9 protein-coding genes are annotated in these 14,848 nt (G+C 63.4%); 3 read left to right on the plus strand and 6 right to left on the minus strand.

Annotated features, from left to right (window positions below):
- Positions 1–13 precede the first annotated feature (13 nt).
- The 3 genes from ASD58_RS18640 to ASD58_RS18650 all read left to right on the plus strand — a co-directional run bounded on the left by ASD58_RS18640 (position 14) and on the right by ASD58_RS18650 (position 4,208).
- Positions 14–2,581: a [protein-PII] uridylyltransferase gene (locus ASD58_RS18640; RefSeq protein ID WP_156401359.1), complete on the plus strand. Its 2,568-nt coding sequence runs from the start codon at positions 14–16 to the stop codon at positions 2,579–2,581.
- Entirely contained in the window at positions 2,581–3,330 is a 750-nt protein-coding gene (locus tag ASD58_RS18645) for a pseudouridine synthase (RefSeq protein WP_200951627.1), read from the plus strand. Before ASD58_RS18640 ends, ASD58_RS18645 begins: the two co-directional genes overlap by 1 nt.
- A gap of 122 nt (positions 3,331–3,452) precedes the next feature.
- Positions 3,453–4,208 (plus strand): flagellar brake protein, encoded by a 756-nt coding sequence (locus tag ASD58_RS18650; RefSeq protein ID WP_307177783.1) that lies wholly within the window; start codon positions 3,453–3,455, stop codon positions 4,206–4,208.
- A 102-nt stretch (positions 4,209–4,310) separates the two neighbouring features.
- Here the strand turns inward: ASD58_RS18650 and ASD58_RS18655 are convergent, their stop codons facing one another.
- From ASD58_RS18655 to smc, 6 genes are all read right to left on the minus strand, one after another.
- Positions 4,311–5,132 carry an aldo/keto reductase gene (locus ASD58_RS18655; protein ID WP_057262723.1) on the minus strand — a complete coding sequence of 274 codons (822 nt, stop codon included), beginning with the start codon at positions 5,130–5,132 and terminating at the stop codon, positions 4,311–4,313.
- Between the two features lie 23 nt (positions 5,133–5,155).
- Positions 5,156–7,141: an OPT family oligopeptide transporter gene (locus tag ASD58_RS18660; RefSeq protein ID WP_057262724.1), complete on the minus strand. Its 1,986-nt coding sequence runs from the start codon at positions 7,139–7,141 to the stop codon at positions 5,156–5,158.
- A gap of 78 nt (positions 7,142–7,219) precedes the next feature.
- A complete protein-coding gene (def, locus tag ASD58_RS18665) occupies positions 7,220–7,756 on the minus strand; it encodes a peptide deformylase (RefSeq protein ID WP_057262725.1) in 537 nt (178 codons plus the stop codon).
- 2 nt (positions 7,757–7,758) lie between these two features.
- Positions 7,759–10,122 (minus strand): NAD-dependent DNA ligase LigA, encoded by a 2,364-nt coding sequence (ligA, locus tag ASD58_RS18670; RefSeq protein ID WP_057262726.1) that lies wholly within the window; start codon positions 10,120–10,122, stop codon positions 7,759–7,761.
- 8 nt (positions 10,123–10,130) lie between these two features.
- Positions 10,131–11,255, minus strand: coding sequence for a cell division protein ZipA C-terminal FtsZ-binding domain-containing protein (locus tag ASD58_RS18675; protein ID WP_082565520.1), 1,125 nt, complete (start codon positions 11,253–11,255; stop codon positions 10,131–10,133).
- A 14-nt stretch (positions 11,256–11,269) separates the two neighbouring features.
- Positions 11,270–14,800 carry a chromosome segregation protein SMC gene (gene smc, locus ASD58_RS18680; protein WP_082565521.1) on the minus strand — a complete coding sequence of 1,177 codons (3,531 nt, stop codon included), beginning with the start codon at positions 14,798–14,800 and terminating at the stop codon, positions 11,270–11,272.
- Between the last annotated feature and the right edge of the window lie 48 nt (positions 14,801–14,848).

Below are 14,848 nucleotides of genomic sequence, written 5' to 3' on the forward strand. Positions count from 1 at the left end.
GCCCCACGCCGCGATGAAGAAGGACCTCCGGGAACAGCTCAAGGCCCGGCTCAAGACCGACCGCCAGCGCATCATTGCCAACTTCCATGAAGATGGCATGCCGGAGAAGCTGTTGCGCAACCTGCGCAGCAGTGTCGACGACGTCCTGACGCAAGCTTGGGCATCTAACCGCCTGCCGCCGCAAGCGGCGCTGGTGGCAGTTGGCGGCTACGGCCGCGGCGAGCTTTTCCCCTATTCCGACGTCGACGTCCTGATCCTGCTGCACCAGGCGCCGGACGATGCCACGCGCGGCAAGCTGGAAGAATTCGTCCAGCTGCTGTGGGACCTGGGCCTGGACGTCGGCCACAGCATCCGAACCATCGACGAATGCCTGGCCGAATCGAAGGCCGACATCACGGTGCAAACCAGCCTGCTCGAAGCGCGCATCATCACCGGCAACATGGTGCTGTTCGCGCAACTGCAGGACGCCTACAACAAGGCCATGGACCCGCGCGCCTTCTTCGAGGCCAAGACCATCGAGATGCGCCAGCGCCATGCCAAGTACGAAGACACGCCGTTCAGCCTTGAGCCGAACGTGAAGGAAAGCCCGGGCGGCCTGCGCGACCTGCACGTGATCCTGTGGATGGCCAAGGCAGCCGGCCTGGCCAACTCCTGGCGCACCCTGGCCGTGCGCGGCCTGATCACCCAGACCGAAGCGCGCCAGCTGATGGAAAAGGAACGCGCCTTCAAGGATATCCGCGTGCGCCTGCACCTGGTGGCTGGACGCCGCGAAGACCGGCTGGTGTTCGACGTGCAGACTGCCGTCGCCGAAACCCTGGGCCTGAAGGCCACCGGCACGGGCGTCCACATGCGCCGCGCCAGCGAATACCTGATGCAGCGCTACTACTGGGCCGCCAAGACCGTGGTGCAGCTCAACACCATCCTGCTGCAGAATATCGAGTCCTACCTGTTCCCGCATGACGAGGAAACGGTGCGCATCAACGAGCGCTTCAACGAAGTAAACGGCATGATCGACATGAACGACGACGATACGTTTGAAAAAACGCCGTCGGCCATCATGGAAATCTTCGTGCTGCTGTGCGAGCGCCCTGCCCTGAAAGGCATGACGGCCCGCACCATGCGCGCGCTGTGGCACGAACGTTTCAAGATCGATGCCGACTTCCGCGCCGACCCGGTCAACAAGGCTTACTTCCTGCGCATCCTGCAGGCGCCGCAAGGCATCATCCACAATATGCGCCGGATGAACGAGCTGTCGATCCTGGGCCGCTACCTGCCAAGCTTCCGCAAGATTACGGGCCAGATGCAGCACGACCTGTTCCACGTCTACACGGTGGACCAGCACATCATGATGGTGCTGAGGAACATGCGCCGCTTCACCATGACCGAGCACGCGCACGAATATCCGTTCTGCTCGCAGTTGATGGCGAACTTCCCGCAGCCGTGGCTGTTGTACGTGGCAGCGCTGTTCCACGACATCGCCAAGGGCCGCGGCGGCGACCACTCCAAACTGGGCGTGGCCGACGTGCAGCAGTTCTGCCAGGAGCACGGCATGAACGAGGAAGACACGGAACTGGTGTCCTTCCTGGTCGAACAGCACCTGACTATGTCGCACGTGGCGCAGAAGCAGGACATGTCCGATCCGGACGTGATCCAGGCGTTTGCGAAAACAGCCGGCGACGAACGCCACCTGACCGCGCTTTACCTGCTGACGGTGGCTGACATCCGCGGTACCAGCCCGAAAGTCTGGAATGCCTGGAAAGGCAAGCTGCTGGAAGACCTGTACAAGATGACGCTGCGCGTGCTGGGCGGCGAGCCGCATTCCGCCGACCGCGAGCTGAAGAACCGCCAGCAGGAAGCGCTGGCCACCCTGCGCCTGTACGGCCTGCCGCCCGATGCGCACGAACCGCTGTGGAAGCAGCTCGACCTGGCCTACTTCCTGCGCCACGACGCCAGCGATATCGCCTGGCAGACGCGCGCACTGTGGGACCGCCTGGACAGCGACCAGCCGGTGGTGAAAGCCCGCCTGGCACCGATCGGCGAAGGCTTGCAGGTGGCCGTCTACATCAAGGACCAGCCCGACCTGTTCGCGCGCATCTGCTCCTACTTCGACCGCAAGAACTTCAGCATCCTCGATGCCAAGATCCACACCACGAAACACGGCTATGCGCTCGACACCTTCCTGGTCACCGAACAGAATTTCGCCAAGAGCTACCGCGACATCATCAACCTGATCGAGCATGAGCTGTGCGAGCTGCTGGTCACGCAAGGGCCGCTGACGGCGCCGAGCAAGGGCCGCCTGTCGCGCCTGTCGCGCACTTTCCCGATCCAGCCGACCGTCGACCTGCGGCCCGATGAACGTGGCCAGTACTACCTGCTGTCGGTGGCGGCCAACGACCGCACCGGCCTGCTGTACTCGATCGCCAATGTGCTGACCAAATACAAGATCAACCTGCATACGGCCAAGATCATGACCCTCGGCGAACGCGTGGAAGACGTGTTCATTGTCGACGGCCCTGCCCTGGCCAATGCCCGTACCCAGCTCCAGCTGGAAACCGACTTACTCGAAGTACTGAAAATCTGATGTCCGAAGAATTGTTACGCCTTTCCAAGCGCATGTCCGAACTGGGCCTGTGTTCCCGCCGTGAGGCCGATGAATGGATCGCCAAGGGCTGGGTGCGCGTGGATGGCCAGGTCGTGTCCGAACTGGGCACCAAGGTCTACCCAAGCCAGAAAGTCACCGTGGAGCGCCAGGCCGCTGCCGAACAGGCGCGCCGCGTCACGATCCTGATCAACAAGCCGGTCGGCTATGTATCCGGCCAGGCCGAAGATGGCTACCAGCCCGCCGTGGTCCTGATCAAGCCGGAGAACCGCTGGGCCGAAGACCGCTCGCCGGAACGCTTCGACCGCAACCAGCTACGCAGCCTGGTGCCGGCCGGCCGCCTCGACATCGACTCGGTCGGCCTGCTGGTGCTGACCCAGGATGGCCGCGTGGCCAAGCAGCTGATTGGCGAAAACACCAACGTTGACAAGGAATACCTGGTCCGCGTTGAGTACACCAAACCTGGCCGCCTGCCGGACAGCGATTTGCAGCGTCTGAACCACGGCCTGTGGATGGACGGCAAACCGCTGCTGCCGGCCAAAGTCCGTTGGCAGAACGACGAACAGCTCAGCTTTACCCTGCGCGAAGGCAAGAAACGCCAGATCCGCCGCATGTGCGAGATGGTCGGCTTGCGCGTGGTAGGCTTGAAGCGCGTGCGGATTGGTCGTGTCAAACTAGGAAACTTGCCAGAAGGACAATGGCGCTACCTGAGCCCGGACGAGCGCTTCTGAGTCGGCATCAACGCAACAGAAAAGCAGCATCCATTGCCGTTTAGCAAGCGCCAGGCGGCAGAACGCGGTAAAGTACTGGCGTCTTCTCCTAAAAAACGAGAACCTGAGCTGTGAACGATCCAATGCCAAACGACTTCCGCAAGGGGCCGCCCCGTCCACAAGACGCGGTGGATCCAATTGCTGCGGGGTCGCATCCACACGATATCGTGGACCCCGATGACATCGGCGACGCACTGGCGGCGCTGGCCGATGCCGGCGACGCGATTTCCATCTACCACCGGGACAACGCCGAAGCTGTGATGGCCCGCTTGCTGTCGGTCGATCCCGAACTGCCGCATTTTGTCATCCAGCTCAATGAAGGTTCGACCCTGCCGCCCGGCGAATGCACCTTTGTGGCATGGCTGCGCGGCGCCAAGTTCCAGTTCAAGCTGGACGATCCCCACTGGAATGCCCTGCCAGAACAGCCGACGCTGATCCCGGCGCAATTTCCTGAACGCTGCCAGGTGCTGAACCGGCGTTCCGCGCCGCGCCTGGAAACCCCGCTTGGCACCTACCACACCGCTTCGTTTGTCCTGAATGGCAAGCCGTATGAATTGCAGCTTTACGACTTCGCCGTTGGCGGCGTCGGCATGCGCTGCTCGCCGCGCGACGCTGTGGGCTTGCACGTGGGCCGCAAGCTGCAGCGCGTGCGGCTGGACATGGGACCGGGCTCGGTACTGATCTGCGACCTCGAAATCCGCCTGTCGCGCCATTTCCGTTCCTTCCTGCTCGGAGAGCAGGTACAGATCGGCTGCCAGTTCCAGAACCTGTCGCCCATGATGCAGGACGAACTGCATCGCATCCTCGAACGCATCAGCACCGGCCGCGGACAGCGCTAAGCGCAATCCGCACCGTCACGCATAGACCCATGCTGCCGGCAGCATCCACGCGCCGCAATACGGCGCCCACTGCCGCGTTGTTTGCAAGCTATCGCTACTGAATCACAGTACTTCGAGGGGCGTGGCGCGTGTCGGCGCAGCGAAGGCCTTGTCCAGTTGGGCCAGGTCTTCCTGATCCAGGCGCAAGTTCATCGCCGCTGCGTTGGCACGCACGTGCGCCTCGCTGGTCGCCTTTGGAATCGGCATCACGCCGTCCTGCCGCAACAACCACGCCAATGCGATTTGCGCAGGCGTGGACTGGTGGCGTGCCGCGACCGCCAGCAGTGCCGGCTCGGACAGCAAGCGCTCCTGCTCCTTACGGTTGGATTCGAGCGGCGAATACGCCATCAGCAGCACCCCGTGTTCCTGGCACCAGGGCAGCAAATCCCATTCAACGCCGCGCCGACGCAGGTTGTACAGCACCTGGTTGGCTTCAATGGCTTCACCGCCTGCCAGCGCGGTCGCGCGCTTCATCTCGGACAGGTCAAAATTGCTGACGCCGAATTCATGGATCTTGCCGGCCTGCTTCAATGCGATCAGGCCTTCCAGCGTTTCGGCAAACGGCACGCTGCCTTGCCAGTGCAGCAGGTACAGGTCGATGTGATCGACGTTCATGCGCTTGAGGCTTTTCTCGCAGGCTGCCACCACGCCCTTGCGCGAAGCATTCTGCGGCAGCACTTTACTGACCAGGTAAGCCTCGCTGCGGCGGCCGGCAATCGCTTCGCCAACCACCTTTTCAGCCCCGCCATCGGCATACATTTCCGCCGTATCGATCACCGTCATGCCAAGGTCCAGCCCCAGTTGCAGGGCGCGCACTTCGGCTGCCTTGTCGGCAGCGCGCTCGCCCATGTTCCAGGTTCCCTGCCCGATTCTCGATAGCGTCATGGCCACACTCCGAAAGTGTTGCGTCAAGCCTCAATGGCGCTGGCCGACTTGGCAGACCAGCGGTACAGTCCAATCACTACGGCAGCCGCAACGGCCAGCGCGATCAACATGGTGGTCGCTTCGCTCATGCTGTTGGCAATCGCCAGAGGTTCGCCTTTGTTGGTCAGCACGATCAAGCCGGCCAGGGCAACGTTGAACAGGCTTTCGCCCACGATGAAGCCGGACATCACCAGCACGCCGAGGCGCGAGGCGGCTTCGCCGTGCTTTTTGCCGCGCATGGCTTTCTCAAAGAAGTAGCCGCCAATCGCGCCCACTACCACGGGAGACGTCACTGCCGATGGCAGGTAGATCGCCAGGCCCACGCCCAGCGGCGCGCAGCTGTATTTACGGTTGCTCGATTTTTTCAGGATGAAGTCGAGTGCCACCAGCGCCAGGCCGATCAGGGCGCCATAGCCGATCAGGTCCCATTTCAGGTCGCCGCCGATCACGCCTTTGGCCAGCGTGGAAATCAGGGTCGCTTGCGGCGCGGCCAGCGGCTGGTCGGAAATGGCGTTCGCATTCGGCGCGCCGGCAAAGCCGTTCGCATGGTTCAGCAGTTCCAGCACTGGAGGCACCACGCAGGAGCCGGCGAACACACCGATGATCAAGCCAACCTGCTGCTTCCAGGGGGTTGCGCCGACCAGTTGGCCGGTCTTCAGGTCCTGCAGGTTGTCGTTGCCGATCACGGCAACCGCCAGCACCACGGTGGTGACGAACAGCGCGAAGGCGATCAGCGCCTGTGCGGTGTCCGGGCCCATGATTTCGCGGCCCACCCAGCCTACCGAAGTCGCGGCGCCGAGGATGGACAGGATGGCCAGACCGGAAACCGGCGAATTGGAAGAACCGATCAGCCCAGCCATGTAGCCGCATACCGCTGCCGCCAGCATGCCGGCAATCAGGATGTAGCCGACGCCAACCACGATCAGCGGGGTCGAGATCGACGACAGCGGGCCGCCCGACAGGAAGGACGACAGCAACCAGCCGGCAGGCACCATCGACAGCAGGGTCACCAGGCCGACGATGAAGATCGGCAGGTCCTTGTCTTCGCGCGGCACGTCGCCGCCGCCAGCCTTGGCACGGCGCGCCGATTCCATCGCCGATTTCAGGCCGCCCATGACTGGTTTGGCCAGGGTTGCCAGAGTCACGATAGCGGCAGCGCCAATGGTGCCGGCGCCCATCATGCGCACCTGGCTGCTCCAGATGCCAAGCGCGTGGTCTGCGATCGAAACGCCGGGGGCGGCCGGGTTGGCGATGGTCAGCAAAGGCACCAGGATGCCCCAGGCGATCACCAGGCCGACCAGCATCGCCATGCCGACCGCGATACCCATCAGGTGGCCCGCGCCAACCAGGGCCAGCGAGCTCGATGCCCCCAGGCCGGTGGCGCCGTTGCCGAATTTGACGAAATGCGCCACTTCAGCGGCGACCAGCTTGGCCGCGCCGAGGAAGGCGAAGATGGCCGATGCCACCGAGCCCCAGATCACGGCCCACAGGCCGGCCTTGCCCTCTTGTGCACCGGCGCGGGACTGGGTACCGACTTTCAGCACTTCCGCGGCGGCAACGCCTTCAGGATATGGCAGGTCGGACTGCGACACCAGTGCACGGCGCAGCGGCATGGTGTACATCACGCCCAGCACCCCGCCAATAGCGCAGGCACCAAAGGTTGGCCAGAAAGGAATCTTGGACCACCAGCCGATCATCAACAGGCCAGGCAGCACGAAAATCACCGAGGCCAGCGTGCCCGCCGCCGAAGCGATGGTCTGCACGATATTGTTTTCCTGGATCGTCGCATCCTTGAACGCGCTGAGCAGGGCCATGGAAATCACGGCGGCAGGAATCGAGGTGGCGAAGGTCAGGCCGACTTTCAGGCCCAGGTAAACCTGCGCTGCAGTGAAGACCAGTGTAATGAGGATGCCGAGGGCGATGCCGCGGACACTGAATTCGAGCGGGTTATTCTGCGACTGGTTGCTCATCTGGGTAATCCGTTGTGTTGATAAGGATGCAAAGTGGCCGGGATCTTACGCCAGATTCGCGGCGCCGCCAAATAAAATTCAGTCGTCGTCGCCGGGATCGAGGTCGGGGAACAACACCGAGGTAAACCCGAACTTGGAGAAGTCGCGGATCCGTGCTGGATACAGGATTCCCAGCAGGTGGTCCACCTCATGCTGCACCACGCGGGCGTGGAAGCCGTCCGCATCGCGCACGATGCGCTCGCCGAACTGGTCGTAGCCTTCATAACGCAGGCGGGTGTAGCGCGGCACGCTGCCGCGCAGGCCGGGCACCGACAGGCAGCCCTCGAAGCCCTCTTCCATCGCGTCGCCGATCGGCGTCAGCACGGGGTTGATCAGCACCGTTTCCGGCACTTGCGGCGCATCGGGATAACGCGCGTTGGACTTGAAACCGTAGATCACCAGTTGCAGGTTGACCCCGATCTGCGGCGCGGCCAGGCCGGCGCCGTTGGCCGCATGCATGGTATCGAACATGTCGACGATCAGGGCATGCAGCTCCTTGGTATTGAACTCGCGCACCGGCTCGGCCAGGCGCAGCAGGCGGGGATCGCCCATCTTCAGGATTTCACGCACGGCCATGCTCAACCTCCCAGCAACGCGAGCAAGCCCGCTTCATCAAGGATCGTCACGCCCAGCTCCTCGGCCTTGGCCAGCTTGCTGCCGGCATCGGCGCCGGCGACGACGTAAGAAGTTTTCTTCGACACCGAACCGGACACCTTGCCGCCGGCGGCCTCGATCAGCGCTTGCGCCTGGTCGCGGCTCATGGTCGGCAGCGTGCCGGTGAGGACGAAGGTCTTGCCCGTCATGGTGCCTTCCGCTTCCGCCACTTCCGGCAGTTGCGCCAGCAGCTCTTCGCGCAGTTCGTGCAGGGCTACCAGCGTGTCGCGGTTGGCCTGTTCCGCCATCCACGCTTCCAGCGCTTCGGCCACGCTGGCCGGCAGGCCGAACACGTTAAAGACCGGCAGGTGGGCCAGTGCCAGAAGCGTGGCACCCGGCTTGACTTGCTCGACCTGTTCGGCGAGCTGGCGCGCGCGCGGCTCGGTCAGTTTTGGAATGCCGATGGCGGCCAGTAGCCCGACCGGCTCCAGCTTTTCGCGCAGGGCGGCTTTGGGCGCATGTTCGCCTTTCGGCGCCACGCCTGCCGCCAGCAAGGCGTCAAGCGCCTGCTGGTTGCGTTCTTCCGCGAAGAAATCGGCAATCGATTCGGCCACCGTGCCGCCGATATCGGGCAGCACGCGCAACACGGCCACCGGCGCCTTGCGGATCAATTCCAGCTTGCCCAGCCAGTCGGCCAGGGTTTTCGCGGTCGATTCGCCGACATGGCGAATGCCCAGCGCGAACAGCAGGCGTTCCAGCGGCGGATTCTTGCTGGCTGCAATGGCGTCCAGCAGGTTTTCGGCCCACTTGGTCGGGACTTTGCCCTGGGCGACAGTTTCCGGCGTGCTGCCGTCACGCTCGTCGGCCAGGCGCTTCATTTTCAGCAGGTCTTCCAGCGCCAGGCGGTACAGGTCGGCCACGCCATGCACCAGGTTGCATTCAACCAGGTTGTCAATGTAGCGGTCGCCCAGGCCTTCGATATCCATCATGCGGCGGCCGCAGAAATGGCGGATTGCTTCCTTGCGCTGGGCGGAGCAGAACAGGCCGCCGGAGCAGCGCGCCACGGCTTCATCGGCTTCACGCACGACATGCGAGCCGCACACCGGGCATTCGGTCGGCAGCGCCCACATCAGCGGTTCCGGCGACGGGCGCTTCTCCAGCACCACCGACAGCACTTCCGGGATCACATCGCCCGCACGGCGCACGATGACCGTATCGCCAACGCGCACGTCCTTGCGGCGCACTTCATCCTCGTTATGCAGCGTGGCGTTGGTAACGGTCACGCCGCCGACAAAGACCGGTGCCAGGCGCGCCACTGGCGTGATCGCGCCAGTACGGCCAACCTGCACCTCAATCGCCTGCACCGTGGTCAGCGCTTCTTCAGCCGGGAACTTGTGCGCCAGCGCGAAGCGTGGAGCACGCGAGACGAAGCCCAGCGCACGCTGGTCCTCGAAACGGTTGGTCTTGTACACCACGCCGTCGATCTCGTATGGCAGCGATGGGCGCGCCTTGCCGATGCGCTGGTAGTAGCCCAGCAAGCCGTCCTTGCCGCGCACCACTTCGCGTTCGGCGCACACCGGCAGGCCAAGTTCGGCATACCAGTCCAGCAGCGCACTATGCGTGGCCGGCAGTTCGGCGCCGGTCAGTTCGCCGATGCCGTAAGCGTAGAAACTCAGCTTGCGCTGGGCAGTAATGCGCGAGTCGAGCTGGCGCAGCGCGCCGGCGGCGGCATTGCGCGGATTGACGAATTCTTTCTGGCCCAATTCGCGCTGGCGCGCGTTCAGGGCGGCGAAATCGGCCTTGAACATCAGCACTTCACCGCGCACTTCCAGAACGGGCGGCGGCGCATCGCTGTTCAGGCGCAGCGGAATGCCCTTGATGGTGCGGATATTGGCGGTAACGTCCTCGCCGGTGTAGCCATCGCCGCGCGTTGCCGCCTGCACGAAGACGCCGTCTTCGTAGCGCAGGTTGATGGCCAGGCCGTCAAACTTGGCCTCGGTCGCGTATTCGACCAGTTGCACCGCGTCGAGCCCTTCGCGCACGCGGCGATCGAAGTTCTCGATATCCTCTTCGTTGAAACCATTATTCAGCGACAGCATCGGTACCGCATGCGTTACGGCAGCGAATTCCCCCAGCGGAGGCGCGCCGACGCGCAAGGTCGGCGAGTCCGGTGCCTGCAATTCGGGGTGCGCCGCCTCGATGGATTGCAGCTCGACGAACAGCTTGTCGTATTCGGCATCCGGGATGGTCGGCGCATCCAGCACGTGATAAGCGTGCAGGTGGCGGTTCAGCTCCGCGTTCAGCCAGGCTGCACGTTCGGCAGGTGTTGCTTGTTGGGTGTTGCTCATGTTTCTGGTCAGCTGAACAAGCGCAGTGCGCGGGTGGAACCGGCCGGAATGTCCGATGCCGCCATGTCGTCGTAGAACTCCCTTACCTGGCCGGCGATGCTGGCCAGCGTTTCATCGGCCAGCGGCTGGTTGGCGTCGTCGACGATGGTCGCGTCGAGGCGCGCCATCAGGTTCTTGGCACAGCCGATCATCGAGCCGAAGCCGTCGCGCGCCGGCGCAACGCATGGCACGTCCAGCAACAGCGTCAGGCGCGAGGTGGTTTCTTCGGCCAGCGTGACGTTGGTCGACAGGGAGAACAGGTAACCGCCCTCGCCGTCCGGCATCGCATAGCGGCCGTCCGGGCGCACGTCGAAGCCGAGTTTTTCCAGGGCGCCCAGCAGGGTCGCGATATTCCAGGGCGCGCCGTTGGAAGCCAGGTTCACGCCCAGTTGTGCGTCGTGGTTGGCCACGAAACGGTGCAGGTTCTTCGCATCCTGCATCACCTCGATCATGTCCGGGATCTGCGGCTCGGCGCCGATTTCATCGGACACGCTGCGCAGGCGCGTCACCAGTTCGGAGTATTCCAGTTCGTTCAGTGCGGTGCTGCGGCTGGCCAGCTGCACGCCGCCCTGCAGCTTGGTGTAGACCACGCCATGACGCACCGGTTCCCAATCGCCGCTCACGGCCAGGCCGATGAAGTGGATTGGCTTGTTGCCGACAAAACGCAGTTTCTGCAGCGCCGGCAGCAGTTTTTCGCCGCGCGCAGGCGCTTCCAGCTCCAGCGGCAGCAGGCAATCGATCAACGGGTCGACCAGGCAGGTCGCCAGTTCTTCGGCGGGTACGTCGGCATCGGCAGCGCGTACCGGCAGCGTCGGCTCGTCGCTGTCCGGCGCAATGCTTGGCGCGGCAACGTTGCCGACGTGGCCGCCGACGTGTTCCGGCACGCCGTAGGCGCCTGAGCCTGCGTCCGGCATCGGCACGTCGTCGAGATGGAAGCGCGGTTCAGCGCGCACGCTGTCGTCGGTGCGCATCAGGACATCGTCGTGCTGGCCGTCAAAAGCCCGCTCGACGCGTTTTTTCAGCTTGTACTCCTGCCACTTGTTGTAGCTAATGACGCCAACGACGAATACGCCGCCGGCGGCAATCAAACTCATTTGAAAATCTGTAATCATGCGGCTTGAGCCTCTGTAGCAAATGATGCGGCGGATTCCATGTCCACCGCCACGATGCGCGACACGCCTTGTTCCTGCATCGTCACACCGATCAGTTGATTGGCCATCTCCATCGCAATCTTGTTGTGCGAAATGAAGAGGAATTGGGTCTGGTCGGACATGCGCTTGACCATGCGGCAGAAGCGCTCGGTATTGGCGTCGTCCAACGGCGCGTCCACCTCGTCCAGCAGGCAGAATGGCGCGGGATTCAAACGGAACATCGAGAACACCAGGGCCGTAGCGGTCAGCGCTTTTTCGCCGCCGGACAGCAGGTGGATGGTGGCGTTCTTCTTGCCTGGCGGTTGCGCCATGACCTGCACGCCGGAGTCGAGGATTTCCTCGCCGGTCATGATCAGCTTCGCCTGACCGCCGCCGAACAGGATCGGGAACAGCTCCGAGAAGCTCTGGTTGACGCGATCGAAGGTATCCTGCAGCAGGTCGCGCGTTTCCTTGTCGATCTTGGTGATCGCATCTTCCAGGGTCGCAATCGCTTCGTTCAGGTCGCGGTTTTGCGCATCCAGGAAGTTCTTGCGTTCCGACGCCGTAGCCAGTTCGTCCAGCGCGGCCAGGTTGACGGCGCCCAGCGCGGTGATGGCGTTGGTCAGGCGCGTCACTTCGCCCTGCAGGTAGGATGCCTTCATGTCCGGGTGCAGCTTTTCGGCCAGAAGGGTTTCGTCGGCCTGCACTTCGGCCAGTTGCTGTGCGAACTGCTCCTGGTTCAGGCGCGCGGCCTGTTCCTTCAGCTGCATCTCGGTGATCTTGTCGCGCTGCGGCTGCAGGCTGCGCTCGGACTGCATGCGCGAGTCTTCAAACTGGCGCAGTTGCTGCGTAATCTGGTCGAGCTCATGGCGGGCGTCGGCCAGCGCGCGTTCCTGCTGCGTGCGGCGGTCCAGCAAGTCCTGCAAGCCTTCGTTGGCGCTGCCGGCCTCCAGCCCCTCCAGTTCCAGCTTGCCGGCTTGCAGGCTCTCCGTTACCTGGGCAACTTGCGCGGTGGCCGTGGCAATGCTGCGGCGCAGTTCATCGATGCGATTGCGCCCCGATTTTTCGGCGAATTCGGCTTCCTGCGCCTTGCGTTCCAGTTCCCGCAGCGCTTCGCGGGCGTCGGCCAGGCGCTGCTCTTTGGCCATGAAGGCGGTCTGGCCATCTTCGTGCTCGCCTTGCAGGTTGCCCAACTCCATATCGAGCTGCTCGAACTTCTCTTCAGATTCGAGCTTGACCTGCATCTGTTCCTCTTCCTGCGCTGAGATTTCTGCCAGGTCGCTCTCGATCTGGTTGCTGCGCTGGTTGAAGCGGGCCTCGATTTCGGACAGCTTGACCACTTCGAGCTGCAGGGTGTGCACGCTGGCAGTCAGGCTTTGCACCTTGGCGCGCAGCTCGGTCAGCAACCGGCTGTGGTTACCAAGCGCGGCATCGGCGCGCACGGCGCGGCTGCGAGCTTCTTCGGCCAGCATCGATTGGGCACGCAGCTGCTTGGTGATGTTCTCGATTTCGTGCTGGCGGCCCAGCATGCCGGCCTGCTCGTCATCGGCAGCGTAGAAGCGCACCGACGACTGGGTGATGATGTGGCCTTGTTTCGTGACGAAGCAGCCGCCTGCCGGCAGCGTGGCGCGCGCAGCGAATGCGCTCGCGTTGTCGTCCGCCAGGAAGACGTTGTGCAGCCAGTCCTGCAACACGCCACGCAAGCCCGGGTCGTTCAGCTTCAGCAGGTCGATGAATGGACGCAGGCTCGCGTCGCCAGGGGCGGCAGGCGCGGCGCCCGCAACGGCAGGGGCAAACAAGGCCAGCTTGGCCGGCGGCGCGTCGTTGAAGAAATGCTTGGCCCATTCGATATTGGAGACCTGCAGCGCGGAAGTACGTTCGCGCAGCACGGCTTCCAGGGCGGTTTCCCAGCCCTGTTCGATATCCAGCTTCTGCCACAGGCGCGGCAGCTCGTTCAGTTCATGCTTTTGCAGCCATGGCGTGATCTTGCCCTCGGTCTGCACACGCTCCTGGAGCTGGCGCAGCGCGTTCAGGCGCGCTTCCAGCTGGTGGGTCGCGGCGGACTCGGACTGCACGGCAGCCTGCGCAGCCTGGCGCTCTTCCTCGAGCTTAGGCTGCTGCTCCAGCGCTTCCTCGAGCATCATGTTCTGCTCTTCCAGCGACTGCTGCTTTTCTTCCAGCTGCATCTTCAGGTTGGACAGGTGCGAGGAATCCGGCATCGCCAACCCGCCCTTCTCCTGCTGCAAGCGTTCCTTGCGCGTTGCCAGACCAGCCAGGATGTTGGAAGCATTGCGCTGGTGCGCCGATTCCAGCTCCAGTTGCTGCTGCGCCTGCATGATGCGGGCACGCGACTCGGTGCTTTTGGTCTGTGCTTCGCGCCACTCCTGCTCCAGCACCGGCAGCAGTTCGCCCTTCTGTTCGGCCAGCATGCGCGCCTCTTCCACGCGCGCCGACAGCTCTTCCAAGTTGATTTCCGCTTCCGCGACCTGGCCGCCGTATTCCTCGGCCTGTTGCGCCCACTGGTCGCGCTGCGCGGTCAGGGTGGCAAGCTGCTGTTGCAGGCGGCTGCGCGACTCGATCACGAACTTGATCTGCGCTTCCAGGCTGCCAATTTCGGCATTGGTCTGGTACAGGTGGCCCTGCGCCTGGTGCAGGCGGTCGCCCACGGCGAAGTGCGCCTGGCGCATCTGCTCCAGCGTCAGTTCCACATTGCGCAGCTTCGCGGTCTGCTCTTCCAGGTCGTTCTGCGCCTGCTCCATCTCGCGGAAGTACTTCGCCTGCTCGGCCTGCGCCTCGTTTTTGCGCAGCAGCCAAAGCAGCTTCTGTTTTTCTTCCTGGTCGGACTGGAGCTGGTGGAACTTGGTCGCCACCGCGGCCTGGCCTTCCAGCTTTTCCAGGTTGTTATTCAGCTCGCGCAGGATGTCGTCCACGCGCAGCAGGTTTTCGCGCGTGTCGTGCAGGCGGTTTTCCGTTTCGCGGCGGCGTTCCTTGTACTTCGAAACGCCCGCCGCCTCTTCCAGGAACACGCGCAGCTCTTCAGGGCGCGACTCGATGATGCGCGAGATCATGCCCTGGCCAATGATCGCGTAAGCGCGCGGACCCAGGCCGGTACCCAGGAAGATGTCCTGGATATCGCGCCGGCGCACCGGCTGGCCGTTGATGTAGTAGGTGGAGGTGCCGTCGCGCGTCAGCGTGCGCTTGACCGCGATTTCGGCGTACTGGCCCCATTGGCCGGACGCCTTGCCCTCGTTGTTGTCGAACACCAGCTCCACGGAAGCGCGGCCGGCTGGCTTGCGATGGGTGGAACCGTTGAAAATCACGTCCTGCATCGACTCGCCGCGCAGCTCGGATGCCTTCGATTCGCCCAGCACCCAGCGCACAGCGTCGATAATATTGGACTTGCCGCAACCGTTAGGACCAACCACGCCGACCAGCTGCCCGGGTACCTGGAAATTGGTGGGATCGACGAACGACTTAAATCCCGACAATTTAATGGAAGATAGACGCACGTTTTATCTGTACTTCGCCCGCTGGGACGTGTTAAAAAAGTGGCTAAT

The organism is Duganella sp. Root1480D1 (assembly GCF_001427305.1).
Taxonomy (GTDB): Bacteria; Pseudomonadota; Gammaproteobacteria; order Burkholderiales; family Burkholderiaceae_D; genus Rugamonas.